A 25,679-nucleotide genomic window follows, 5' to 3' on the forward strand; every position below is an offset into this window, starting at 1 on the left:
AAGTGGATGGTGAACCAAACAAGCGTTTCTTGGGTCAGGAATCTGATCGACTCCAGGTAATGGATCAAGGGGGAGATTGGTCGTTTCCTTATTTTGCATGACTCAATAACGGAAAACAATCCCGGCTAGATTAATTTTATAGTATGCGTTAGCCCTGCCCCCGGCCCCTCTCCTCGGGAGAGGGGAGACGTGACAAGCGGCAAGTTCGTGATAGTAGTGCATCTCGTGATACACACGGAACTCGAGGGTAATGTGAATAACCAAATGCACAACGAAAACGCGGAGACAGGGCCCCACGCTACAAGACAGGGCCTTCCGGCCCTAAGCAAATGCTCAACCCGTTATGTTAGCGAGAGAGTAGAAGATGACCCAAGCTAACTGCTTTGGCGTTCGGCGCTGAACAGTTCAGCCAGCAGATCTGCCATCTTTGCGGACGCTTCGTTAGGGCTCATGACCTGGTACTGCTTTTTGACGTTGACCGTTTTGAAAAAGCGATCGAGGTTGAGGTAAACGGGGACAATGGCAGCGGGGGACACCTTGAGAGTGACTTCGCGTTGCGAAGCAAACGGCCCCTGGAAACCACCGACATGAAACTGGAAGCGGTTTTGCCGGACGGGGCATTCGGGGTCAGTTCCTTCGAGTTTGAAGTTGATGTAGCCGGAGCGCCAGGTCCAGTACATCCCCCTGGTTGGGTCAAGATCGCCGCCGAAGGCGCCGGATGCTGCGGTGAGACTGTCTACCCCGAGGGTGAAACTCACTTCGTCGTAGTTGAGCCCGGGGGGTGTTGCGAGCTGCAGATTTAACCCAGCGGGAGCCTCGAGATCAAGGAGGTGGTGTCGTTTGGCAGGGGTGAAAACCGTTGTGCCATCTTGAAGAAACCTAATGTCGGAGAGGTACCAACGGAGTACTTCAACCCGCCTTGCACCTGCGACCGCGCCATCATGACCTGCTGCATTATCGGCCCCCGAACGGAGCACTCGTCCGTCCAGTATCGGCCGGAAGCTCAGGGCTGTCTGTGCCGGGAGCACAGAGGTGAAGAAAAGTAAGGCGAAGAGGATACGGAGCATAATGAACCATTGAGCGGCAGGGTGGGGCTTTACCGATCGTTTTTCTTCTCGGGCCGTTCACCGTCGTTGCGTCTTCCGGGCTTCGGCTTTTGCTGTCCTCTCTTTAATACCTGCCTGATAACATGATCGATGAAGCCGGGATACTCTGAGAGTTGCTCGGGCGTGAGAATGTTTTTGACGGCGAGGAAATGATCGTAAGTAGATTGTATTTTCTGCTCTTCGAGGGAAATGATCTCCGGCGGCACGGGCTGCGAAGTAAATACAGTTGGGTCCTTTAGGGCCCCGAAGTAATTCTTCAGAATCTCGCGCTGATTCATATTGACTTGCTGCGTAATTGCCTTATGCTTTTCGACGGATTCGAAGAACTCGCTCTTTTGCTGTTCGTTGAGACCGAATGGCTCCTCGAAAGTGCCCGGGCCAAACTGGGCCGAGGGGCGGCCGAACCAAAGAAAAGCCACAAGGATCAGGTTGAGAAGAAGTAAGCCAGCGATGGTAAATTTATACAGAGTAACCTTCTCCATTAATAGTAGATTTCGTAATCTGAAATGATGGTGTTTTCGACCGCCGCCATTCCCGGAGAGGTTTCCGGCTGCGCTTGCGAGTACTGCACGATGGCAGCGACGTTGATAGCCGCCAGGATTACCGCAGCGGCAGCAAACTGGCGCCAATCGGCCAGCGCGACAACCTTTGCCTGCCCGATTTTTGCCTCGATTTTGTCGAACAACCCTTCGGGAGGGACGGCCCTCGGGAGGTTACGGAGATGATTATATGTTTTGTCTTCCATTGTTATTTAAATTGTCGCTATATGTTTTGACTTTTAGCGTTCGATTGTATTGCGCAGACTTTTCTTTGCCCGCATAAGAAGGCCTTCAACGGCTTTGAGGCTCAGCCCCATAATGTCGGCGACTTGCTGGCGGGGCAATTCTTCGACGTAACTGAGCACAAAGGCCGTTTTCTGCCGGTCGGGCAAGCGGTAGATGGCCGAAAAAATGGCCTTGTTCTCTTCCCGCTCTTCAAGTTTAGCTTCCGGATGATGAAAATCAGGCGGATCCTGCCCGGGATTGATCATCCCGAAAATGCCGCGCCTTTGCTTTTTCTTAAGCGCAGTCAGTGAAGTATTGACCGCAATCCGGTACAACCAGGTCGTTACCTGGCTTTCTGCTTTGAACCCGGCTGCAGACCGCCAAACCTTGGTAAATACATCCTGACTAACTTCTTCTGCATCCGTTTCGTTTTGAAGATAAGTGAGTGCCGTATTGTAAACACGACTACTGTGCCGGTTGTACAGCTCGCGCAGGGCCTGGGCATCGCAATTAGCGATACCGGCGATGAGGGCACGATCGGTAGTGTTGGGCATATAAGCCATGTTCGTCTGCTTCTTGGACGCCCGCAAGGTAAAAATCCTTCGCCTGAAGAGGAGGAAAGACGACTTCTTATTGGAAATTAACCTAAAACTACCTTTTGAAGGCCGACGACGAGGGAAGTTTCCTGGTCCTTAACCAGGCTAGGAGCAATTGTGTGGATTGCTTGGCTCCGACTAAAACTGTTAAAAAAAGCCGCTCACGGAAGAATTACAGGGCTTGCCTGAAAAAAAAGTGAGCGCAGAGGGCCAGTACGTAACTTTGAAAAATGTGTGATTTTAATATCGTGCCAGAATACCCGGGCAAGCCCGGAAATCATGTTCTTCTTGTCGAAAAAGACCCGCTTCAACGTTACTTGTTGGAAGTACTGCTTAGTGAAGCCGAATGGGTGGTCAGATTGGCGAAAGACCCTGAGGATGCCCTGAATTGCTGCGAGTATGACTTTTTCGATGCTGCTATCATCAACTCGCATTATTCCGAAGGACAAACGGGCTGGGCCCTGGCAAAGCGGTTTCGGGAAGACTACAATCTCCCCTGCCTGATGATTACATCTTCGCGGGTTACGGAGTTGGAGGAGCTGCCAGATTTTACCGAAAGGCAGGAGCTGCTCTTCAAGCCCTACCGGCTGATGGAATGCAGGCGGCGTTTGCAGGAATTGATCAGCCAAAGGTGATGATGGTATAGACGTATCTGCTCTCTTTTCGGGATACGCGTTGTAACGCCTTTAGTGCGGATAGTCAGTAAATACTAAGCTTTTGTCTGTGAATACGTAACTTGTGCTGATTATCGCAGTGCAAAAAAAAGATCGCAGCTGCGTTGCAGCCTATAATTAACTTGCAGTCTCCCAGCATAAATGTCCAGAATTAAATACATCATTATACTGGGCCTCTTCAGTTTTTTTCTGAATGCACAATCAACAGCAGTAAAGGTAGATGCTATACTGGCTGGCCCCAGAGACACGCACCAATTGGGGATACTGATAGAGCTGTTGGCGGATATGATCAACGCAGGGGATATTATACCTGATACGGTATTTGATCAGTCGCAGGATATGGCGTGTGAATTGGAAGATTTCTGGAGCCTTGCCGCGATCTATTCTGACCGGAGTATTTATGATCTGAATACAGGGCAGATAGAAAAAGGCCTGGTACACGTAGACGAAGCCATCGAATACGCTGAGATAAGTGAGAAGAATTACCTGATCCCGGACTGTTATGCGACCAAGATTCATCTCTTGATGATCGATGGACAGACGAAAGAAGCCGCAGAGCTGGCTTCTGGGTTAGCCAAGACATACCGCGCCGAAGGCGATTTGTACAACGAAGCCATAATTTACCAGTTGCTATCGAGCATAAGTTCGGGGTTGAGAGACCACGAACTTACCAGGTTGTACGATTCTACGGCCGTTGAACTGGCGCGGCAAAGTGGTTACGTAGACGTATTATTGTCGGTGCTGAGTACCAGGGCGGAGAACCTCAACTTACTCGGCTATCCGGAGGAGGCATTAGAGCAGTCTGAAGAGGCGTTGGCGATGGCGACGGAGCACGAAATGGAATTTGAAATCGGAAATGCCCTGAGTGCACGTGCCGTGGCGAATACCACCCTGGGGAATTACGCTACAGCCCTTGAAGACTTCGAGAAACTGACAGAATGGTACGGCGATCAGAAATTCGCCTGGGTCATGATCAGCGAGGGAATACTTCTGCAGCGGATTGGCCGGCATGACGATGCACGGGAGTTGTTACTGGAAGCCAAGACGTTGATCAAAGAAACCTCAAACGACCACCTGGCGCTGAAAAGGTGTTACCTCGCGCTGCAAACGGTAGGGTTGAGTGCTGCAGAATATGATACCGTTGTTATGTACACCAGGCTTGCGGAAATAGAGCAGGACTCACTGCAAATCGCAGAGAATATGAAAAACCTGCTGGAGCTGGAGAAAAGATACAAGACGGAAGAGAAAACAGCTGAAATCAGTAAGCAGCAGGCTGAGTTGGCACGGCAGCAAACCCAGCTTTACGTAACGATCGGAGGGCTGTTGGTCGCCCTTTTGGTGGGGGCAGGGTTTATTCTGTTCAGCTGGAACCTCAGAAAACGCAATGCTGAAAACCAACAGCTGATAAAAGAAAAGGAAATCCTGATCGGGGAAATCCATCACCGGGTAAAGAACAACCTCCAGGTTATTTCGAGCCTGCTGCAGTTGCAGCGCCGGGGCCTGGAAACCAACGATGAAAAGGGTAGGGAAGCCCTGAAAGAAAGCCAGAACCGGGTAAACTCGATGGGGCTGATTCACCGGAAGCTCTACCAGGGTACGGAGGTGACTTCAGTAGATATGGCAGCGTATCTCAAAGACCTGGGAGAAACCCTCCTCGATGCCTACCAACTGGAGGACCAGGTGGATATTTTCTACGATGTAACCGAAATTAAACTCGACGTCGACGTAGCGATACCGCTTGGTTTGATCGTAAACGAGTTGGTAACCAACTCCCTGAAGTACGCATTCCCCAACGGTAGGGAAGGTTTGATCGGGATCTCGTTGCACCCCGAAAAAAAGCAGTTGCGCCTGACAGTAAACGACGACGGTGTAGGAGCTGCCGCCGCCGCTACACGCTCCGACGGAACTTCTTTTGGCAATAACCTCATAGAACTGCTTACCGAAAAACTCAAAGGAAGGCTAACGAAACTAAGCGGACGGGGATACGGTGTGGAAATTCTGTTTCCGGGGTAAACGCGGCATTCACGAAATTAACCTGCCGCTCCGTGATTTGCTCGCAATGACTGAAAAGAGGGCTGCTCCTGAGCGGGCATTTTACTTTCCACCCGCTACCAATTGCCTGAGGGGTTTGTGCAGAAACTCGGCAGCTAAAGGGCTGCATCGGGAATTTTTATGGGCAACATTCAAACACAGATACAACATTCAATTTTGTGTGTGTATTGTACATGGATTTGGTGGCTAAATGTTTTTAATGTAATTTTAGGTGGTGTAAATGGGTGGTTAGCAAGTGGTTGGAGAATCTGTCCTTCAGCAGGAAAGAAAAGTTCAAAAAGGAGGGTCGACCTTTTTAGACCTTCAAAAAGGTTACTTTAGCCGCTACTACTCGTAATGAGTAGCACGCAGACATAGATGACACTTTATACCTAGATTCCAAAATCAATGTATTTTATTCGTTTTTCGCTACTGATCTTCAGTATGGCTTTTGCCGTACTGCTGCACGGTCAATCGTCCACCGAAGAGCGGCTGGACAGCATTCTGGCTACCCCCGCAGACACCTCTCAAGTTCGTGCACTTATCCAATTATCATATAACCTGGCGGAGACAATGTCCGACATCCCCGATCGGCTCTATGATCGTGGCATAGAACTGGGCGTAGAACTGAAAGACTACCGGGGGCTTGCAAACCTTTACAGCGAGTTGTACATCAACTGCCTCAATAATGGTGATGCCGATAAGGGCCTGCCGGCGGTGGCAGAAGCCATCAGGTATGCCGGGTTGAGTGGATTGAAGTCTATGGAAAACACCGCGAGGGTTCATGAGACCATCCTGCTTATGATGAGCGGTGCGACGAAGAAAGCCTCGGAAAAAGCTGCGGTACTGGCCAAACAGTTCAGAGCTGAGGGGAACGTAAGAAGCGCCGCCGAAGCGTACTACTTTCTCTCTACGCTCAGCTCTGGCTTCGGTGACAAAGAACTCACCCTGACCTACGACTCGCTTGCTGTGGCCCTGGCCAGGGAAAGTGAACACGACCGTACGATTGCTTCAGCAACGGCACTCGCTTCGATCAATTTCAGTATGATGGACCTGCCCGAAAAAGCCCTGGCGATGGCCGAAGAATCCGTTATTGTGTCCGAAAGGATCGGCAGTAAAACCTTACTCGATAATGCCCTTAGCGCAAGGGCGCTCGCCAATACGACGCTCGGCAACTATGATCGTGCTTACGAAGATTACAATTTGCTGCAAGTAGGGGAGGGTGATCAAAAATCGCCGTGGCGAATGACCAACAAAGGGGTTCTGTTGCAACGAACTGGCCGCCATGAGGAGGCGCGGGAATTGATCCTGGAAGCAATCAATATCCTGAAACAAACCACCAATGACCCCGTCGGGCTCAGCCGAAGCTACATGGCTTTACAAACAGTAGGCCTCAACGAAGCCCAGTACGATACCGTAGTTTGGTACGGTAAGCTCATGAAGGCTCAGGCCGATTCGTTGCAGGCAGCCGAAAACATTAGGAACCTGCGGGAGATGGAAGAAATCCATAAAACGGAGGAGAAAGAGAGGGAGATTCTTGACCAGCAAAAGGAAATTGCCAACAAGAGGATTCAACTCATCATCCTGTTCGGCGGATTGCTCGTGGCCCTGGCCGGCGTGCTAAGCTATTTCCTCCTGAGCAGAAGACTGAAAAAGAAGGTTGTAGAAAATGAACGGCTCATCTCGGAAAAGGAATTACTGGTCAGCGAAATCCACCACCGGGTGAAAAACAACCTCCAGGTAATTTCGAGTTTGTTGCAGTTGCAACGGGGCGGACTGGAAGCCAACGACGAGAAGGGCAGAGAGGCGTTACTGGAAAGCCAGAACCGGGTTAGCTCGATGGGCCTGATCCACAATAAACTTTACCAGGGAACGCAGGTAACCGCGGTCAATATGCCAGATTACATCAAGGACCTCGGAGAAACCCTGCTCGATGCTTACCGCCTTGAAGAACAGGTCGAAATTTTCTACGATGTGGAAGACATGAACCTCGACGTGGACCTGGCGATTCCCCTCGGCCTCATCATCAATGAGTTGGTTACCAACTCATTGAAGTATGCTTTCCCCGGAGGCCGCGAAGGACTTATCGAAATATCGCTGCACCACACCAACGAGGAGGTGCAACTTGCCGTGACCGATGATGGAGTAGGCGTAGCGGGAGCCTCTAAACGAAAAGACAGTACCAATTTCGGACAAAGCCTCATCGGGCTTCTCGTTGAGAAGCTGAAAGGATCGTACCGGACGTCGACGGAAAAAGGGTACGGAGTCGTGATTTCGTTCCAGAAATAAGCGATGCCCGCTAGCAGCCCGCCTGGCCGGATTACATATTATTGACCAGCGCAAGAATCTCGGCCCTTTTCGAACGGCTGATGGGGACCTTGTGCTTGCCCAGGTACACGTATCCATCTCCGATTTCGGTCACCCGATTCAGGTTCACGACGTAGGAGCGGTGACAACGGAAGAAAGCTAATTTAGGCGGAAACTGGGCGCACAGTTTTTTCAGGGTCTTGGTGGCGAGGTAACTGTGGTCTTCGGTGTGAACTTTGCAGTAGTAGTCGTCGGCTTCCAGGTAGAGAATGTCGGAAAACATCAACCGGACCAGGCGGTCTTTCACCTTGATGAACAAGCGATCGTTGTGGGCAGAGGAGGCTTCCTTTCGTTTCGTGCCCGGGGCGGGCGTACCCGGTGCCGACTGGTTGATCGCCAGCGTTATTGCGTGCTCGAGGTCCCTGGTGCGGTAGGGCTTGGAGAGAAATGCCTGAGGTTGAACGCTGCAGGCCCTGCGGAAGGTCGGATCGTCGGAGTTACTGGTCAGAAAAATTAATGGAGATTTTATGATTTTTTTCAGCCGTTTGGCTGTTTCAATCCCGTCAAGCGCGCCCGAAAGATGAACGTCCATCAGGATGAGGTCGGGGGTCCGGTTGCGTACGGCCCGAATCGCCGCTTCGCCCGAATCAACGGCTGCGAATACTTCGTACCCCATATCAATCATTCTGGCTTGGAGATCTGCAGAAATGATTGTTTCATCTTCAATGATTAAAATGCTTTTTTTGGTCATGGGAAGCCTCTTTAGGCAGAGTAAGATACTTCAAGTCTCACTTATTAATAGGTTTCATCAGGCGCAGCAGACCAGCTTAACGATAAATACACATCTGTGTTTCTCCGGCAAAAAAGAACGGAGCAGGCTTTTTAGCCTGCTCCGTTGGAAGGAAAGTACGTAAGTGCTTCTAAAAACAAGTGTTGTTCAAATTGAAGTTAAGTGTCGTAATTCAAATGCTTGCCTCAAAGCTAAGGCGGATAGTATTAACGGCACCTATGTTTTCAGGGAAGGCCGCAGAAAACTCAGGGAACGGCAACGATCTTTCAGGGAAGTGATTTTTCCGGCCGCTGAACTGTTGGCGGAGCCGGATTATGCACCAAATCTCCTGCCCCAAAAACAGAGCCGAAAGGTGCTGAGCCCCCGGATTTTCAAGCTCGTCATCACTTTATGCGTCTTGTTATTCAATAAGTTAGTGGCGCGGCCGCGGGTGCAGAGAAGGGTTAAAGGAGCCGGAGTACCAACCGCCAAAGCTCACCTGGTGCTCTGTTAATGCTCAATTTACGGGTTGGGTGCTGGTAGATTTGAGTAACGAAGCCAGTCGCCAAAAGACACCGCAGCTAACCCGGAAATCTGAGCTTGACAGAGTACTAAGGGCCGTACTACCGGACATTTCGCTTCACGGCTTTTTCGGGGTTTGGTTCCCTCTCCGCTGAGCCTTAGGCGAGCACGAAGTATTTGTATCATTACAATGCGCCAAAGTTAAGCTGGCTTGGTGGTCAGAGGAGGCGCTGCGAAGCAAACCCTGCTGGAAAGGGCGGAGGGTGAGGTGGAAAATCAAAAATGTCCGGTAGTATGACTAAGGGCATAAAAAAAGCCCCGCCGGGACGCGGGGTCCGACGGAGCTTTTGAATGCCTCAATTTAGATTAGGCAGGCGTGTTGTTACCCACAAACGGGCGGCGTTGGACGCCGTAGTGATCGTAAAGGCCATTCCAGAAATTTGTGTTGCTGGTTTCCGGCCAGTTGTTCTTATCGAACCCGGGGGCATTCTCGAGGACATCCTTCTGGACGTTGAGGACGAATTTCTCCGTCGCCTCGTTTACCGTGAAGGCTTCGAACGGGATGGCAAAGTACTTATCGCCTAGGCCGAGGAAACCGCCGAAGGTTAGTACGGCGTAATTCACGGTGCCGGTGCTCGTGTCGATCATGAGGTCTTTGATCTCACCGAGGCTTTCGCCTTTATTATTGGTTACGTTGGTTCCGGTGATGCTACTTGAACTTAAAATTGGGGAATTCATAAATCTAAAAATTTTACAGCGGGTCAAACAAAAAAATAAAATCGTTAATAAGGGTTTCAGCCCCGCTTCGTTGCTTAATACACTACTATAACAACGTCAAAGTGTTATTTGTTCAATGTGTAAAGTGTTTATTATTAATAGTGTAGGAATAACATGGTGTTTACGTCTAGGGGCAGGAAGTTTTAAGGTTGCTAAGCCAACGGCTGAAGCCGTGGCTACTATCTCTGGCAGGCCCGTGCTTTAGCCGGAGCCTTTAAAAAAAACACCGGCTGAAGCCGGGGCTACTGCAAGCACTTCAAAACCAAAACTTAACCTTCTCTCTACCTCTGATTAACGGCCGTGGGCGTCATTTACACTTCACAAATACATAACTATGAATCGTCTTTTGACCCTGCTCTTTCTAACCTTTTTTTGCACCTGCGCCAGCGCCCTGATTACCTGCGCCATTGCCGGTCCTGATGCCTGCAACGGGCTGAGCGCCCAGCCCGCCGGCCTTGAAATCAACGTACCCGACGGCCCGCTGCCGTGGACCTCGCTCGACATCGAAGCGCCCGACGGCCAGTTCCAGTTCGCCATCGTGACCGACCGCACCGGAGGCCTGCGCCCCGGCATTTTCTCCGAAGCAGTAGACAAACTCAACCTGCTGCGACCACCTTTTGTGATGAGCGTAGGAGACCTCATCACCGGTTACACCAGAGACCTCACCGAACTCAACCGGCAATGGGACGAGTTCGACGCAATGGTGAACCGCCTGGAAATGCCTTTCTTCTACGTGCCCGGCAACCACGACATCACCAACGCCGTGATGGACTCGCTGTGGACCGAACGCCTGGGACCCAAATACTACCACTTCGTCTACCAGGACGTGCTCTTCCTGTGCCTCAACTCCGAAGACCAGTACCGCGGAGCAGGCAAGGGAACCATCTCCGACCAGCAGTACGACTACATCGAAAAGGTACTCGCCGATAATGACGACGTGCGCTGGACGTTCGTCTTCCTGCACCAGCCCCTCTGGGACCAGGAAAACGCCGAACGCTGGGCCGACGTGGAAACCCTGCTGAGCAACCGCGAACACAACGTCTTTGCCGGTCACGTGCACCACTACCAGAAGTTCCAGCGCAACAACGGCCGCTACTACACCCTGGCCACCACTGGCGGCGGCAGCGGGCTGCGCGGCCCGCGCCTCGGTGAGTTCGACCACGTGAGCTGGGTAACCATGACCGCCGACGGGCCCGTAATGGCCAACATCGCCCTCGACGGCATCCATTCCGACAGCATCACCACCCGCGAGGATTACAACTTTTTTACCAACATCTACCGCAGCAATCCGGTCCGCTTCGAGCCCATCCTGGCCGGCAGCGCACCCTCCGGATCCGAACGGGTGAAAATGCAGTTCCACAACCCCGCCGACCTGCCGATGCACGTAAAGATCAACCCCGGTTTCAGCTTCGATTACCTCAGCGAACTGCCCATCGATACCCTCACCGTTCCCCCCAACAACGTGGTCGACTTCAGCTGGGAGATCCGCAGCCGCAGCGCCAGCAACCAACCCGCTGCCAACGGCAGCGTACCCCTGAAACTGGAACTGAGCTACGATTACGCCGGTAGCGAACTGACGCTGCCCCTGAAGTATATGGTCGCACCCCAAATGCGGCGTAAACTGAAGGAAGCGCATAAAGAAATAAAGATAGACGGAAGCCTGAGCGATTGGAAGCCCGAAGCTATGACGGAATCGTTCGGCACGCCGGGCACCGATGGCCACGTAAGCTGGGGCGTGAAAACCGGTAAAGACCACCTCTACTTCGCCGTGAAGGTGCAGGACGCGGACGTGGTGGTCAGGGCCAACGAAACCGCATGGCAGCAAGACTACGTCGCCGTGCTCGTCAACGCCGATCCGCTCGCCAGCAGTATGATGAACACCGGTCCGCGTTGGTACCGCGACTCGTACATCCTCCTCGCATCGCCCGATACCGACGCCGCCGCAGGCGGCAGCGCCTACCAGGACCGCTACGAGGACCATCCCGCACAGTACGTATGCCGGGCGGTGCCCGGCGGCTACGTCATGGAGGCCGCCATCCCCCTCGCGTACGTCACCGAACGACAAGGCGACAACTGGCGCAACCTGCGCATCAACATCTCCACCCAGGACGAAGACCCCGGTAAAGACTCAAAACCCCGCAACAGCTGGATGCCCGATTGGCGTGGCGCCAATAACGTCATCGGCAGCGGCCTGTTCTTTAAAGACTAAACATCCTAAAGCAATCACTTGTACTGCAAGCCGACCCAAACCCGAAAGGGGGAGGGGCGGCTTTTTTTTGGGGGGGGGGGATTTCTATGGGGTGGTGTATTTTTACAAAAACCAGAATGCAATGTCCCAACCCAGTCTATTCCCCGAACCAGAGAAGCAAAAAAAGCTGGGCCATGCGGAGCTCACTTACAAGAACGCTTCCTCCATTATTACCAAAGCCTCCGGCTTTGTCGACAGCTACGACTTTACGATCAATCCTTATTCTGGCTGCTCATTTGGTTGTACTTATTGTTACGCTGCTTTCTTTAGTCGTAACAGTGAAAAAATGGACAATTGGGGTTATTGGGTTGACGTTAAGGAGAATGCACTGGCTTTGCTCCGAAAGAAGCGTAAAAAGCCGATGGACGGAAGCCGAATTTATATGAGTACGGTAACCGATCCGTATCAGCCTATTGAAAAGAAGCTGGAAACCACCCGCGAAATTTTAAAGGAGTTACGAGACTACCATAATGTCCGTCTGGTAATCCAGACCCGTGCAGCTCTGGTCACTCGTGATATTGACATCTTTAAGGGTTTTGAGACTTTGCAGGTCAATATGACCGTCACAACCGACAGTGAACGTGTTCGCAAGGCCTTTGAGCCGCTTTGCCCCAGCAATAAGGTTCGGTTAAAAGCTATTCAGGAAGTTCACGATGCAGGAATACGTAGCTGCATAACGATAACTCCTTTGCTACCCGTTGAAGACCCTGAACAGTTTGCGCAGGATTTGAAAGCCACCGGTATCGATAATTTCATAATCCAGGGGTTTCACCGCAAGAAAGGACGATTCGTAAAGGGAACTCGTGACGCAGCGACGACAATTTTGGACGAATTCAACTGGGGCGAGGAGGAGTATCAAAGAGTTTTACGTATATTTAGGCGATATATACCAAGTATTGGAATAGGGCAAGAGGGGTTTAAATCAATTTGATTAACCCACCATTTAGAGATGACACCAGATAAACTTATCAATTGGGTTGTCGGTCAAAAAGATCGGATCGAAACCGCTATTGTAACTTCCGTAGACACCTTTTTGGAAAAACGCAGAATAACCCATGGCTATTCTAACGTCGTGTATGACCTCCGACAAACCCAGGAAGAAAGCACCTTACTCGCAAAAGGAGGCGATTTTTGCTATGACCGTTTTACTACTGGAGCACTTTACGGACTGTTCTATCAGGGGCGGCGAATAAATACCTCCCTTAAGTTTGCAGCCGGATTTGTCTGTGAGGCCATCACCGATAAGAAACCGATTGAAATATTTGACCTTGGGGCTGGCGCGGGGGCTGTTCACCTCGCGGTCGCGCTTTGTGTTGAAGGGGCCATACAGATGGGGGTAACAGCCTTACCTGCGATCAGAATCATTAACATCGATATCAGCCCCGTGATGTTAGACTTCGCGGCCAATTACTCCGCTCCCGCCTTTAATCAACTGTTTCCCGAGGGCTTCGGTCATGTGATAGCGGAGTACGAAAGTGTTAGCTGGACAAATAGCATGGGAGTTGAAATCGTCAATCCATACATCGTTGCCAGCTATGTGTTTGACCATTCCGACAACAAAGAAGCGGTCGCAAAAACTTTTCGCGACATCGTCGAAAAGTTTGATCCTGAACAGGTCGTGCTTACCACCAGTTGGAAAAAGCAGGAGTTGGTAGAAAGCTTCGCCCAAGATGAGCAGTTGAGTAAAAAGTTCATCTACGAAAAAATACCGTTCAAGTGGGACTTGCCTATCAAAGGTCCTATGTCTACCCTACAAGACTATCGTAAGGAATTGAACGCAATGCATGGAGCAGGTCTGATTAACCACGATCTTGTAACCTGGAACGAAAAAAGCTTCTATGGTGCCATCTTTCGCCGCCGTCAGGCCAGAATGGCTATCGCCTTCGAAGAGAGCGATACGTCTCCGGTAAACAAGTTAGACCTTTACCAATCGAGGGTCAAGATTCGCCGTGACCTGGTGCTAAGCCAGACACAGCTTAAAGCTGCTAAGCCCGATGGCCGGCCAACAATAATCCTTGGCTCCGCTGGCTCTGGAAAAAGTGTCGTCATTACGGAACGCATCAAGGAAATAGTAGAGCAGCAGAGTTATAACCCCAGGCTATCTATCTTGCTTACTACCTTTAACAAATCACTGGTCTCGTACCTGATAGATTGGCTACGAAACTTGCTAGACGACGATAAATACCGTTTTTTGGGTAATTCAGAAAACGGTCGCTTCCGCTTCACCGGCAGCACTATTGATAATATCCGAGTACTCAACTTTGATAAACTACCGACTCAGATAGGTGGGATTGGAGGTAATCTCGAAACAGGAAAATTCGGCCTGCGCCGCCGAATGGAAGAAGCCGTCAACAGGGTAGTGGAGCGAAGAAGCCTCGACCGGACCAGGTACAAAAAGATTCTTGACCCGGACTTCCTACACCTGGAGTACATCCGGGTAGTTTACGGGCTGCTTTATCTGGATCTGGAAGAGTACCAGAAAAGCGAACGAACGGGCAGAGGAGCCACCCCGCGTCTGCTGTACAATTCCACTGAGCGAAGCATTATCTGGGACTGCGTAAAGGAATACCTGGTGATCCTGAACGATGGCATGCCAGGTTTTTCCACTACAGACACCATTTACACCCGTCGCCAAAAGCTGTATCGCGGATTGGAGCACGACCTTCCCGCCCGGTTCACTCATATCTTTGTCGATGAATTTCAGGATTGTACGCTAGCTGATTACCAACTTTTTTATGGCCTGGCTAAAGACCTCAACGAAGTTGTGCTAACCGGAGACTACGCTCAGGCGGTTCATTTAGGAGCCTCCAGCCAGGCACCAAGAGCTATGGAAATATTCCAGGAGGGTAAGCCGGCAATGAAACGACGGAATATCCACCACCTCAAAGGGTCATACCGGCTGCCCTTCAGAATCACCGAATGTTTACGTCCTCTCTCAGAGCACATCAATAACAGCCGTTCGGATGTTGATGTTAACATCATAAACCCCTACCGTGGCGCGCCACCGGGAGCAAGACCAATCCTTGTGTATGCATCCTCAGAAGAGCAGATGATGACGAAGTTGTCCTGGATACACCATCACTACCAAATATTTAATTTCGAAGGCTTTGGTGCGGATGGTAAACGCTTCATCACCATTCTGGAGAACGATCAGCCATTGTGCGACCGGATTAACAACAAGTACGCAGATCTGGCCACCACCGATACCATCCTTCGCCTCAAAGGCATGGAAAAAGACTGTATAGTATGGTCTACCAGGGTACCGGTAAACACCCCCGGCGACGAAGACTACTTCGTCTACACCATTCTTACCCGCACCCGGTCCATCCTGATCATTGCCATGTTCGATGAAACCATTCCCCGTTACCGGGAGATCGTGAAACTCTTCCCAAAAGACCGGCTTATGATCTGGGATGAGGAAACAGAGCAGTATTATCAAAAAGAAATCCTGAATCTCCCCGCTGCGGAAGTGATGGCATAACCCGGATTTTCAACTTGTGCACTTCTGGTGCACAAGTGGCTCCTACCTTTGTAAGGTCATGAGAAACGAACTACGGTAAAGCGGTTGCCTCCTATGGGAGGGACACTCCGACGCGTTTTCCGTATTTATTTCTTAGCCCGTCCGGAAATCACCTGAAACCCAAATCTTATGAAATCAATCCTGTCACTCTTTTTAATCACCTTCCCCTTACTGCTTGCTTGTCAGACAATGCCCAGGTTTGATCTTGAAGGAGTAGCAACTATTGAGGTCTCATCCGCAATGGAACTACAGAACGACGCTTACCGCAATGCGGCGAAATCTTACTATGACCAGCACAACTTCGTGCCGGTACCTGGCAGAGCCGTATTTCAGCAGTCGGGTGTTAACGAAAGAAAGCAAGATGCACTTGCCTTGTACACGCGCATCATTCACGAAACGAAGCGGGGAGCCAAAGGAGACTTTCCCCGACTCGGGGAGGACCCGGAAATGAGCCTGCAGGACATTGAAGAAATAAATGCGGTCATGAAAGAGCAAATGATGGCACCGCAGCCGATGGGAATTAAAATTACCAAATGGCTCGGCACTAATATCGTAAACCTGAACGGTCAGTACGCGCTCCATATCGCTTACGAGCGTCAGATGAAGTCAAACCCGGTTGTCCGGGTAGATCGATACAGTTTTTTCAACGATGACCTGCTACAGGTTCTTACTATGTCTTACCGTAAAACAGAAGAAGACCGCTGGAAGAAGATTCATGAGCAGGCATTAGCATCTTACCGGGTAGTCAGGTAGACCTGAAAATCCATTTCATCCTTTTTTCATTCCTGCTGATTGGTCAGCAATCAATAAACAACACTAGTTTATGAGCACTGTTATTAAGATCATCCTTACGGGGGTGATCCTTTTTGTATCTCTCGCCCTGGCCGGGGTATCGCGAGAACTGGCTGGCACCTCATTGATCGGCGTGGCCGTTCTGTTTGGGGCTTATGCGGCCATCAAAGCGGTTTGGGCCTACGGTAAGGAAGAGATTCTTGAAGATGATGCACTCCCGACAACAGAAGTCGAAACTCACACCCTCGATAAATCCTGATCACGTGGAGTTCATCGATTACTACCATATACTTGATATTACCCCTTCCGCAACTACGGAAGAGATCGGTGTAGCGTTCAAAAGGCAGGCCATCAAATGGCACCCCGATAAAAACCCGGGGACGGATACAACCGAAAGGATGCAGCGAATCAACGAAGCTCGGCTCATCCTGACGGACGAGGATGCCCGCAGGCGTTATGATGCAGAATACAACCGTCATGTACGGGAGGATTCCGCTAATAGCCGCACTACGGCCGGCAGGGGAGGAGCTTCTTACCAGGCATCGCGGCAAGGTGTAACGGATGACGACCTCGCCCGCTGGATGGAAAATGCGCGCCGGCAATCCGTTGACCTTGCCCGACAGACTGCTAAAGACTTCGCCGGTATGTCCAAAGTCGCCGCTAAGGAGGGAGCTAAGGCTTTTGGGATGCATATGGCAGGGTATGTTCTATCCGGGTTGTTCTTTATGTTGTTATTTGCGATGATGAATGGTTGTAATTAGCCGAAGACTCTTTATTCCTTCCGTACCTTGTGGCCATCATCTAAACATCTCTAATCAAGAATCAGGAATCAAATACCCCGTACCCCCTCTCCTTCACCGCCGCAGCCCTCTTACCCGAAGAGTCTGCAACACTGGCGGGCCTGTTCCTGGAACGCCAGGACTGGGAAGAGGTGTACGACGAAATAGATACCAATGCCTTGTTCAACCGGCAGAAAGCCGCCACCCGCCGTCGCTTATTCAACGAGCTCAGCCTGCGGCTGAGAACGCTGGCCGGAGAAGAACTGAAGCTGCTTACCGACGGCAGCGACGAAACCCGCCGCCTCCTGCTCTGGCAGGCCGTTTGCCGGGCTTATCCCTTTGTCGGCAATTTTGTGCGCAAAACGTTGCGACCGAAAATTAAGGTGTTCGACTACCGCCTCCTCCACTCCGATTATCAGAGTTTCTTCCGGGAAGAAGCCGAACAATACCCCCGCCTGGAAGAACTGGCAGAATCTACCCGGGAAAAAATTCAGTCCCGGCTGTTCTATTTTCTCGAACAAGTCGGTATCCTTACGCCGGGAGACGAGCCGAGCATTCATCCCCTGCTCGTTCCCACTTTTCTTTGCACCTGCGTCAGCGCCCAAAATCCCACTTACCTGGAATTCTGGTTGCTCTCCGACGCAGAAATAAACCGTTACACCACCGCCCGTGTCTGAATACCAATTACAGGAAAATTTTGAAAAAGCGTTTCGCCAGATCAGCCATCCCCGTTTTCTCGGTATGGAAGCGATCGGGGGCGAAGTACCTTTTTACGTGTTTTCCTACGACGCTGAACTGGAACTGACCGCCCGCCGCAGTACCGACGCCCTGGCCCGACGCATGAACCAGGCCGGCCACCCGGTCAGAGATATTAACCTGTTCGACCTCTGCCACGAATTGCTGAAAGAACGGATCGACCTGGATGATCTTTACGAACTCGAAGCTGAAGACGACCCGGTCATATTCATGGAAACCCTGCAGTCGCTGCTCGACCTGCCCTCCACGCTCATTCCCGCTATTGTCGAAAAAATAAACGATCCAGTGCACCCGAAGCCAAAAGTTTTGTTCCTTCGGGGAGTAGGGCAGGTGTACCCTTTTTTGCGCACCCACTCCTTGCTGCATAACCTGCAGGCGCACGTAACGGATATCCCAACCGTGCTGTTCTTTCCCGGAACCTACACCGGAACTTCGCTCGAATTATTCGGACGACTGAAAAACGATAATTATTACCGTGCTTTCCACCTCAATAATCTCAACCTTACCCAGTAAATGTCTACCACCCAACGCCTGTCTGATCTCTTCACTTACGATATTAACCGCACCATCGAAGGTGTCATTAAAGCCGATGACGAGAGCCACCTCCGGCAGGAAGTGCAGGAATTCGTGATCACCAAAGAAGTAGCCCAGAAACTCGAGCGACAGTTCTTCGATGCCTACAATGATACCGGCGGCACCAACGGTGTGTGGATCTCCGGCTTCTACGGCTCCGGTAAGTCGCATCTGCTCAAGATGCTCTCCGTACTGCTCGAAAACCGGGTCGTCGATGACATCGAAACCGGCCGCCGCTTCGCCGATAAGGTCCGGGAGGATAACCCCCTGCTGGCCGCCTCCATCGAAAAGGCCGCCCGCATCCCCGCCCGCAGCATCCGCTTCAACATCGATCAAAAGGCCATCCTGAACAGTACCGGTAAAGACCAGGCCGACGCCGTACTCGCCGTATTCATGTCCGTTTTCAACGAAATGCGCGGCTACTTCCCCCGCCTGGCCTGGCTCGCCGACCTGGAACGGCGCATGGACCGCGAAGGCATCTTCGCCGACTTCAAAACCACCTTCCGCGAGCAAACCGGAAAAGACTGGGATACCGAGCGCTACCAGGTCGCCCTGGTGCGCAGCAAGTTCGCCAAAGCGTATGCGGCGGTGACCGCAGGTGCAGTGGACGACGGAAAGGCAGTGTGGGAATCGGCCCGCTCCGACTACAACCTCACCATCGAGCGCTTCGCCGAGGAAGTCAACGATTACCTCAGCCAGCAAGCCCCGGGCTTCCGCCTCAACTTCTTCGTCGACGAAGTGGGCCAGTACATCGGCGACGACACCAAGCTGATGACCAACCTGCAAACCATCGCCGAAAGCCTCTACACCCGCTGCAACGGTAACGCCTGGGTCTTCGTCACCAGCCAGGAAGACATCGAAGCCGTGCTCGGTGGCCTCAAAGACAAGCAGAGTCAGGATTTCTCCAAGATTCAGGCCCGCTTCAAGTGTAAGCTCAACCTCACCAGCCAGAACGTGGACGAGGTCATCGAGCTGCGCCTCCTCAAAAAAACGGACGCCGGCGAAGCGCTCCTCACCCCCATCTACGAGCAGGAACACAAAAACTTTGCCACCGTACTCAGTTTCCACGAAGGCGGAACGGAGTTCCGCGTGGCCGACTCCAAAGAAGAGTACCTGCGCAAATACCCCTTCCAGCCCTTCCACTTCGGGCTGCTGCAGGATTGTATCCGCGCCCTCTCGCGCCAGAACGCCCTGATGGGTAAGCACGCCTCGGTCGGCGAACGCTCCCTGCTCTCCATTTTTCAGGACGTGGTGAAGAAGATGGACGCCGACGGCCTGCCCATCGGTAACCTGCCTTCCTTCGACCGCGCCTTCGACGGGCTGCAGCCCATCCTGAAGGGCGAGGTGCAGGCCAGCCTCAATACCGCCATCAATAACCTCGGCGAAGACAGCTTCGAGGTGCGCGTACTCAAGATCCTCTTCCTGGTCAAGTACGTCAAAAACTTCGAAGCCACGCCCCACCACATCACGGCCCTGCTGACCGAGAACTTCCGCCAGGATCAGAAAGCCCTCGAGCAGGACGTACAAACCGCCCTCAACAAACTCACCCGCCAGAGCTACCTGCTGCGCAACGGTACGAAGTACGAATTCCTGACCGACGATGAGAAGGACATCGAGCAGGAAATCCACAACACAGAAGTGGACGCCGTGAAGGTCAATGACTTCCTCGGCCGGATGATCTTCGAGGAAGTGATCAAAGACACCACCGTCACCTACCCCGACAACAAACAGAAGTTCGGCTTCAACCGCAAACTCGACGACGGCCCCTTCGGCCGGCAAACCAACGAGCTCGTGCTCAACGTCATCACCGCCCGCCACCCCAACTTCAGCAGCCCAACACTGCTGATGGCCCACAGCCTCGATAAACCCGAAGCCTACTTCGTGCTCTCGGCCGAAGACCGGCTGATGGACGACGTGCAGATGCACCTGAAAACCGACACTTACCTACGCCAGACCGGCACCCCGGAAGGCGAGAAAGGCCTCATCGTGCAGCGCCGCGCCCAGGAAAACCACAAGCGCCGCGACGAAATCATCGATCAGATCAAGGCCGCCGTAGGGCGGGCCGACATCCTCCTCTCCGGTCAGGCCGTGAAGGACATCGGGGTGGGGGAGGCCCGCAACCGCGTGACCCAGGCCCTGCAGAAACTGATCACCAAAACCTACCACAGCCTGCGCCTGCTGCCGCGCGACTTCAGCTACGACGACGCCACCAACGCCCTGCTGCGCCCCGCCGCTGAGCTGGCCGGCGAGAGCGGCAACATTGGCCCCGCCGAGGAGGAAATGCTCACTTTCGTGCGCCGCCAGGCCACGGCCAACCACCGCGTAACGGCCAAAAGCCTGCTGGAGCGCTTCGGCACCAAACCCTACGGCTGGAGCGAAGGCAGCACCGCCACCATCCTGGCCCGCCTCATTGCCGGCAACAAGTTGGAAGCCCGCGCCGACGGCCGCGACCTCGATAACCGCGCCGCCGCCGACTACCTGAGTAGTAACCGCCGCGTGGACAGCCTGATGGTAAGCCCCCTGGCCGACATCAGCGCCCGTGACGTAGGCCGCCTCAAGCGCCTCCACCAGGAACTGTTCAACAAAAGCAACCCCGGCCGCGAAGCTAAAGAAGTGGCCGAAGCCTTCCGCGATGCCCTCCGCGAAGAACAACTCCAACTGCGCGGTCTGCTCGGGAAAAAGGACGACTTCCCCTTCGTGGACCAGCTCCAGCCCTACGCCGAAGCCCTCGATGCCTTCGTGAAGCTGCGCTACAACGAAGTTTTCCAGCAACTCGATAAGCTGGATACCGACCTGGCCGACCTGCGCGAAGACCGCTACGCCCCCATCAAGGCCTTCATTGACGGCGACCAGGGAGATATTTACGCCAAAATCGGGAAGTTCCTCGCCACCGGCCGCGAAAACTACCGCCACCTGCCCCCCGAACTGATCCAACCCCTGCAGCAGCTGCAGCAGGAGGAAAAACCCTACCGCCGCGGCGTAATGAGCCAGGCCAAAGCCCAACTCGACGCCGCCTTCGACGCCGTGCGCGACCGCCTGGAGCAGGACCGCCGGCAGGTAAAAATGCTGCTGGACGGCAAAGCCGCCGAGCTCAAAGCCATGGAGGAATACGCCGACCTGACCGATACCGAAAAGCTGAACCTCGAGGAGCACCTCGGCCGCCACGAACGCCAGCTGACCGCCGAGCGCACCATCAGCGGCCTGCGGCAGGCCCTGCGCGATTTCGAAGAACACACCTTCGGCCAGCTGGTGAACCAGGTGGCAGCGCTCAGCGCCGCCCACCGCCGCCCGCCCCCTGCTGCTCCCCCTTTGGGGGCCGGGGGGCAACCTTACCCTGCACCCGCGTCCGCGCCCGCACCAAAAGCAGAAGAGCCCAAACCACAATACACCCCGCTGCCCCCCAGCCGCGAACTCCGCGACCGCGCCGGGCTCAAATCTTCACTCATCAAAGAGGAGGAAGAGCTGGAACGCTACCTCAACGCCCTGCGCGAAGCGGGCCGCGCCATCCTGGAACGGGGAGACGGAATACGACTTTAACCTGGCCTGAACTGGTTGAGACGCTGTGCGTCGAACTTTATCCGACGCCTCCAACATCGGTAGCACTACCCATTACCCACTACCAACTACCTACTAAAGATGAATACCTCCCTCCTCAAAAATTTCGCCCAGCAAGCCCGCACCCAACTCATCGCCCAGGTGGAAGTGCAGCTGGACCGCGCCCTGAACGCCACCGGTGCCCTGGCTCAGGAGTTTGCCGCGCCCATCAAGGCCCTCAACGACGGGATCAGCCGCCACGGCCGCGCCCACGTGGTGGAGGAAGCCGCCTACCTGTGGTTCAACCGCTTCGTGGCCCTGCGCTTCATGGACGTGAACCACTACGCCGACCTGCGCGCCGTGAGCCCCGCCACCGAGGCCGACGCCCTGCCCGAACTGCTGCAACTCGCCAAAGCCGGCCAGCTGCCCGACGACCTGCAGGTGAACCACGCCCGCCTCAACGACCTGCTCGACGGCCGCCTGCCCAGCACCAACCCCGAAGCCGAGGTCTACCGCATCCTGCTGCGCGCCGAGTGTAACCGCCGCCACACCCAGCTGCCCTTCCTCTTCGAGCGCATCACCGATTACTCCGAACTGCTGCTGCCCGCCGACCTGCTCAGCCAGCAAAGCATCCTGCACCAGCTGCGCGAAACCCTCACGCCCGCGGTCTGCGAAGACAACGAAGAAGTCATCGGCTGGCTCTACCAGTTTTACATCTCCGAGAAAAAAGACGCCGTCTTCGCCGCCAAAGGCAAGGTGAAAAAGGCCGACATCCCCGCCGTTACCCAACTCTTCACCCCCCGCTGGATCGTGGAGTACATGGTGCAAAACACCCTCGGCAAACTCTGGCTGCAAAGCCACCCCGATAGTAGCCTGCGGGAGTTTATGCCGTATTATCTGGAGAGTGCCGAAACCCCCTCCCCAACCCCTCCCCACGGGGGAGGGACCAGTGAAAACGCTGAGCGTTTTTTGCTGTCTGAATCGCTCAGCGATTCCACGTCTCCCCTCCCCCGTGGGGAGGGGCCGGGGGAGGGGGTTCACGAGCAAAGCGAGCTCTTCCCAGCGGCAGCTAACCGCCAAAGGCAGCCGCGAAGCGAATCAAATATCGCCAATCGCCAATCGCCAATCGCCAATCGGCCAACGTTAACTCCCCAGGAACTAACCCTCGCTGACCAAGCTTGCGGTAGTGGCCACATCCTCCTCTACGCCTTCGAGCTGCTCACCCGCATCTACGAAGAGTCCGGCTACGCCAAAAGCGAGATCCCCGGCCTCATCCTGGCCCACAACCTCACCGGTTTCGAGATCGACGAGCGCGCCGCCCAGCTGGCCGCCTTCACCCTCATGATGCGCGCCCGCCGCTACCACCGCCGCGCCCTGCGCCAGGGGCTGCGCCCCAACATCGTCCGCTTCCGGGACCTCACCCTTACCGGAGAGCGCGAACTGCCCGCCCTGCTGGCCGATCACGGCATCCCCGCCAGCAAGGAACTGCTGCACGACCTCACGCTGATGCAGCAGGCCACCAATTTCGGTTCCCTCATCACGCCCACCGCCACTACCGAAGAAATTCAGGCGGCGCGGACGCAGGTGCAAAGTAAGTTGGGAGGTGCCGACCTCTTCGCCACCAATGCCCTCCAACAACTCGACACCGCCCTGCACCAGCTGGCCGAACTGAGCCGGAAGTTCTGGTGCGTGGTGGATAACCCGCCGTACCACTCAAGTACTGATATGAACGCTAACTTATTGAAGTTTGTAAAGTTCTATTATCCACGTAGTTCACGAGACTTAATGACTTGTTTTATGGAACGTGGTTTATCCGCTTTAAAGATTGATGGTTTTATGGGATTGATAAACCAGCAAAGTTGGATGTTTGGGAGTAGCTTAGAAAAGCTACGTTTACATATTTTCAAAAATTTTCAAATCGATACTATGGTCCATCTAGGACCAAGAGCTTTTCCGGAAATAGGAGGAGAAGTTGTCCAAAGCACTGCGTTTACGATTCAATTACGAGAGCCTAGCAATAAAGGCTTATACTTACGCTTGGTTAATGATAGGTCAACTCTTGAAAAAGAAGCTAAAACACGAGAGATTGCAAAAACTAGAATTGGTAATTATGCATTTACAGTTGATCAGAGTGACTTTGTCAAACTGCCGGGAACAGTTATGGGTTATTGGTTGAGTAACAAACTTCGCAATTCCTTAGCAAGTGATAATACTCTAGATGATATTGGAATTACACGAAGAGGTTTGCAGACAGGAAGGGCTCCAAGATTTATTCGGTATTGGTATGAAGTCAGCAACCAGGATTTTGTCCCTGCTTCAGAATATGAACTATTAGCTAACGGTAAAGGGAAATGGTTCGTGTTTAATAGTGGAGGTGAATTTACTAAGTGGTACGGCAATATGGATCAAGTCGTCTTGTGGAAAGATAGCGGAGTAGAAATCAAAGCATTTCCAAAGTCGATTGTACCGAGTGAGCATTTGTATGGACTCGAAGCAGTTACATGGAATAAAATTACATCGAATAAACTAGGATTTAAAATAAATGAAAAAGGCGTTATTCCAGGAGACGCTAGTCCTGCTTTTTTCTTGGAAAGTGATGGGAGTATTTTCGAGATTGCTGCCGCTTTAAACTCAAAAGTAAATACATTCTTTCTCAAGTTGTACTCTCCTACTCTAAATGCTCAAGTTGGAGATATTAAGAAGCTTCCTATTAGGATCAATGATAGAAGAGAAGTACGCAAGCTTGCGGGATTAGCTTACAGTCATTCTAGAAAGGACTGGCATAACAAAGAATATGGTTATGAATATAATGGGGGTGTACAGGTAGCAGATAAATATGTTAGGAATTTTTTGCAGGACTTAGTGAAGGAAAGGAGAAATGATTTCTTATCACTCCATCGAGTTGAAGAAGAACTAAATGGAAGATTTATTAAATCCTTTGATCTGCAAGAAGAATATGATCTTAATGTCCCCCTCCAAGACATCACCATCCTCCAACAAGAACTCGACCGCAAAGCCCTCGCCGCCCTCAACGACCAACTCAAGCGCGACCCCGACACCGGCCTCGTCACCAACTACGACGAGCTGGAGTTGCCCTTTAAGCGGGACATCATTATGCAGCAGTTTGTCAGCTACGCGGTGGGTTGCATGCTGGGGCGGTACAGTCTGGATAAGGAGGGCTTGATTTTGGCCAACGCCGGCGATACGCTGCAAGAATACGCCGAGAAAGTTGGCAAAGGCGAAGCGGAGTGGACCTTTGCGCCCGACGAAGACGGCATATTGCCCGTGCTGGCCGGGGAGTACTTTCCGGACGACATTGTGGGGCGTTTCCGCGTCTTTTTGCGGGCGGCTTTCGGGGAGGCGCACTTCGTGGAAAACCTGGCCTTCGTGGAAGAATGCCTGGGTAAAGACATCCGTAGCTACTTCGTCAAAGACTTTTACAAAGACCACGTCAAGCGCTACAAAAAGCGGCCCATCTACTGGATGTTCCAGAGTCCGGGCAAGCACTTCCGGGCGCTGGTGTACCTGCACCGCTACCAGCCCGACACCGTCGGCCGCCTGCTGAACGACTACCTGCGGCCCTTCATCGACCGCCTCACCACCGAGCGGGACAACGCGCAGCAGGTCAAAGACGACGCGGGCAGCACGGCGGCGGCCATCGCCCAGGCCCGCAAAACGATCGAGTACGCCAACGCCGCCCTGCGCGACTGCGAGGCCTACCAGAAAGACCTCCTCGAGCTGGCCCGCCGCCGCATCCCCCTCGACCTCGACGACGGGGTGCTGGTCAACTACAACAAAATGGGCGACGCCGTGGAAACCATCACGGGGGTGAATGACGCTAAGGGGCGGAAGAAGGTGATGGGGTTTGATTGGGTGGAGTGGGAGTGGTAGGAGGGGGCTTGACGCCGCCCTGAAATTTTCTATTGTTTTC

Annotated in this window: 19 protein-coding genes; 13 read left to right on the forward strand and 6 right to left on the reverse strand. The window is 53.0% G+C overall.

Annotation, left to right across the window (positions count from 1 at the left end; translation table 11 throughout):
- Nucleotides 1-374: 374 nt before the first annotated feature.
- The 4 genes from FUA23_RS19440 to FUA23_RS19455 are packed head-to-tail and all read right to left on the reverse strand — an operon-like array spanning nucleotide 375 to nucleotide 2,424.
- A complete protein-coding gene (locus FUA23_RS19440) occupies nucleotides 375-1,067 on the reverse strand; it encodes an MbnP family protein (protein ID WP_147932441.1) in 693 nt (230 codons plus the stop codon).
- Nucleotides 1,068-1,096: 29 nt separating this feature from the next.
- Nucleotides 1,097-1,588, reverse strand: coding sequence for a hypothetical protein (locus tag FUA23_RS19445; protein ID WP_147932442.1), 492 nt, complete (start codon nucleotides 1,586-1,588; stop codon nucleotides 1,097-1,099).
- Entirely contained in the window at nucleotides 1,588-1,851 is a 264-nt protein-coding gene (locus FUA23_RS19450) for a hypothetical protein (RefSeq protein ID WP_147932443.1), read from the reverse strand. Before FUA23_RS19450 ends, FUA23_RS19445 begins: the two co-directional genes overlap by 1 nt.
- Before the next feature lie 33 nt (nucleotides 1,852-1,884).
- Complete coding sequence (locus tag FUA23_RS19455; protein ID WP_147932444.1) at nucleotides 1,885-2,424, reverse strand: RNA polymerase sigma factor; 540 nt, start codon at nucleotides 2,422-2,424, stop codon at nucleotides 1,885-1,887.
- A 272-nt stretch (nucleotides 2,425-2,696) separates the two neighbouring features.
- Between FUA23_RS19455 and FUA23_RS19460 the strand changes: the two genes are divergently transcribed.
- The 3 genes from FUA23_RS19460 (at nucleotide 2,697) to FUA23_RS19470 (ending at nucleotide 7,460) form a co-directional block, all read left to right on the forward strand.
- Nucleotides 2,697-3,101: a response regulator gene (locus FUA23_RS19460; RefSeq protein ID WP_147932445.1), complete on the forward strand. Its 405-nt coding sequence runs from the start codon at nucleotides 2,697-2,699 to the stop codon at nucleotides 3,099-3,101.
- A 180-nt stretch (nucleotides 3,102-3,281) separates the two neighbouring features.
- A complete protein-coding gene (locus FUA23_RS19465) occupies nucleotides 3,282-5,153 on the forward strand; it encodes a sensor histidine kinase (protein ID WP_147932446.1) in 1,872 nt (623 codons plus the stop codon).
- A 426-nt stretch (nucleotides 5,154-5,579) separates the two neighbouring features.
- Nucleotides 5,580-7,460: a sensor histidine kinase gene (locus FUA23_RS19470; protein WP_246144382.1), complete on the forward strand. Its 1,881-nt coding sequence runs from the start codon at nucleotides 5,580-5,582 to the stop codon at nucleotides 7,458-7,460.
- A 31-nt stretch (nucleotides 7,461-7,491) separates the two neighbouring features.
- On the opposite strand, the gene FUA23_RS19475 is transcribed toward FUA23_RS19470, so the two are convergent.
- Together FUA23_RS19475 and FUA23_RS19480 are read right to left on the reverse strand one after the other, a co-directional pair.
- On the reverse strand, nucleotides 7,492-8,229 hold the full coding sequence (locus tag FUA23_RS19475; RefSeq protein WP_147932447.1) for a LytR/AlgR family response regulator transcription factor: 738 nt from the start codon (nucleotides 8,227-8,229) through the stop codon (nucleotides 7,492-7,494).
- A 906-nt stretch (nucleotides 8,230-9,135) separates the two neighbouring features.
- Complete coding sequence (locus FUA23_RS19480; RefSeq protein ID WP_147932448.1) at nucleotides 9,136-9,507, reverse strand: PRC-barrel domain-containing protein; 372 nt, start codon at nucleotides 9,505-9,507, stop codon at nucleotides 9,136-9,138.
- Nucleotides 9,508-9,880: 373 nt separating this feature from the next.
- Here FUA23_RS19480 and FUA23_RS19485 point away from each other — a divergent pair, with 373 nt between their 5' ends.
- From FUA23_RS19485 to pglX, 10 genes are all read left to right on the forward strand, one after another.
- Nucleotides 9,881-11,755 (forward strand): metallophosphoesterase, encoded by a 1,875-nt coding sequence (locus FUA23_RS19485; RefSeq protein ID WP_147932449.1) that lies wholly within the window; start codon nucleotides 9,881-9,883, stop codon nucleotides 11,753-11,755.
- Between the two features lie 121 nt (nucleotides 11,756-11,876).
- Nucleotides 11,877-12,725, forward strand: coding sequence for an SPL family radical SAM protein (locus FUA23_RS19490; RefSeq protein WP_147932450.1), 849 nt, complete (start codon nucleotides 11,877-11,879; stop codon nucleotides 12,723-12,725).
- An 18-nt stretch (nucleotides 12,726-12,743) separates the two neighbouring features.
- Nucleotides 12,744-15,275 carry a UvrD-helicase domain-containing protein gene (locus tag FUA23_RS19495; protein WP_147932451.1) on the forward strand — a complete coding sequence of 844 codons (2,532 nt, stop codon included), beginning with the start codon at nucleotides 12,744-12,746 and terminating at the stop codon, nucleotides 15,273-15,275.
- 168 nt (nucleotides 15,276-15,443) lie between these two features.
- Nucleotides 15,444-16,067, forward strand: coding sequence for a hypothetical protein (locus FUA23_RS19500; protein WP_147932452.1), 624 nt, complete (start codon nucleotides 15,444-15,446; stop codon nucleotides 16,065-16,067).
- 70 nt (nucleotides 16,068-16,137) lie between these two features.
- Nucleotides 16,138-16,365, forward strand: coding sequence for a hypothetical protein (locus FUA23_RS19505; RefSeq protein WP_147932453.1), 228 nt, complete (start codon nucleotides 16,138-16,140; stop codon nucleotides 16,363-16,365).
- A 4-nt stretch (nucleotides 16,366-16,369) separates the two neighbouring features.
- Complete coding sequence (locus FUA23_RS19510) at nucleotides 16,370-16,867, forward strand: J domain-containing protein (protein ID WP_187271138.1); 498 nt, start codon at nucleotides 16,370-16,372, stop codon at nucleotides 16,865-16,867.
- A gap of 53 nt (nucleotides 16,868-16,920) precedes the next feature.
- Nucleotides 16,921-17,562 (forward strand): DUF1819 family protein, encoded by a 642-nt coding sequence (locus tag FUA23_RS19515; protein WP_147932455.1) that lies wholly within the window; start codon nucleotides 16,921-16,923, stop codon nucleotides 17,560-17,562.
- Nucleotides 17,555-18,154, forward strand: coding sequence for a DUF1788 domain-containing protein (locus FUA23_RS19520; protein ID WP_147932456.1), 600 nt, complete (start codon nucleotides 17,555-17,557; stop codon nucleotides 18,152-18,154). Before FUA23_RS19515 ends, FUA23_RS19520 begins: the two co-directional genes overlap by 8 nt.
- Complete coding sequence (brxC, locus tag FUA23_RS19525; protein WP_147932457.1) at nucleotides 18,155-21,751, forward strand: BREX system P-loop protein BrxC; 3,597 nt, start codon at nucleotides 18,155-18,157, stop codon at nucleotides 21,749-21,751.
- Nucleotides 21,752-21,850: 99 nt separating this feature from the next.
- Nucleotides 21,851-25,639, forward strand: coding sequence for a BREX-1 system adenine-specific DNA-methyltransferase PglX (pglX, locus tag FUA23_RS19530; protein WP_147932458.1), 3,789 nt, complete (start codon nucleotides 21,851-21,853; stop codon nucleotides 25,637-25,639).
- The last annotated feature ends 40 nt before the right edge of the window (nucleotides 25,640-25,679 follow it).

The sequence above is a fragment of the Neolewinella aurantiaca genome (assembly GCF_008014675.1).
Lineage (GTDB): Bacteria > Bacteroidota > Bacteroidia > Chitinophagales > Saprospiraceae > Neolewinella > Neolewinella aurantiaca.

Bases quoted from the DNA above. Each gene is read 5' to 3' on its own strand.
- FUA23_RS19475 (WP_147932447.1), bottom strand. From the start codon at position 8,229: ATGACCAAAAAAAGCATTTTAATCATTGAAGATGAAACAATCATTTCT.
- FUA23_RS19455 (WP_147932444.1), bottom strand. From the start codon at position 2,424: ATGCCCAACACTACCGATCGTGCCCTCATCGCCGGTATCGCTAATTGC.
- FUA23_RS19465 (WP_147932446.1), top strand. From the start codon at position 3,282: ATGTCCAGAATTAAATACATCATTATACTGGGCCTCTTCAGTTTTTTT.
- FUA23_RS19505 (WP_147932453.1), top strand. From the start codon at position 16,138: ATGAGCACTGTTATTAAGATCATCCTTACGGGGGTGATCCTTTTTGTA.
- FUA23_RS19480 (WP_147932448.1), bottom strand. From the start codon at position 9,507: ATGAATTCCCCAATTTTAAGTTCAAGTAGCATCACCGGAACCAACGTA.
- FUA23_RS19440 (WP_147932441.1), bottom strand. From the start codon at position 1,067: ATGCTCCGTATCCTCTTCGCCTTACTTTTCTTCACCTCTGTGCTCCCG.
- FUA23_RS19460 (WP_147932445.1), top strand. From the start codon at position 2,697: ATGTGTGATTTTAATATCGTGCCAGAATACCCGGGCAAGCCCGGAAAT.
- pglX (WP_147932458.1), top strand. From the start codon at position 21,851: ATGAATACCTCCCTCCTCAAAAATTTCGCCCAGCAAGCCCGCACCCAA.
- brxC (WP_147932457.1), top strand. From the start codon at position 18,155: ATGTCTACCACCCAACGCCTGTCTGATCTCTTCACTTACGATATTAAC.
- FUA23_RS19495 (WP_147932451.1), top strand. From the start codon at position 12,744: ATGACACCAGATAAACTTATCAATTGGGTTGTCGGTCAAAAAGATCGG.
- FUA23_RS19445 (WP_147932442.1), bottom strand. From the start codon at position 1,588: ATGGAGAAGGTTACTCTGTATAAATTTACCATCGCTGGCTTACTTCTT.
- FUA23_RS19470 (WP_246144382.1), top strand. From the start codon at position 5,580: ATGTATTTTATTCGTTTTTCGCTACTGATCTTCAGTATGGCTTTTGCC.
- FUA23_RS19500 (WP_147932452.1), top strand. From the start codon at position 15,444: ATGAAATCAATCCTGTCACTCTTTTTAATCACCTTCCCCTTACTGCTT.
- FUA23_RS19490 (WP_147932450.1), top strand. From the start codon at position 11,877: ATGTCCCAACCCAGTCTATTCCCCGAACCAGAGAAGCAAAAAAAGCTG.
- FUA23_RS19450 (WP_147932443.1), bottom strand. From the start codon at position 1,851: ATGGAAGACAAAACATATAATCATCTCCGTAACCTCCCGAGGGCCGTC.
- FUA23_RS19485 (WP_147932449.1), top strand. From the start codon at position 9,881: ATGAATCGTCTTTTGACCCTGCTCTTTCTAACCTTTTTTTGCACCTGC.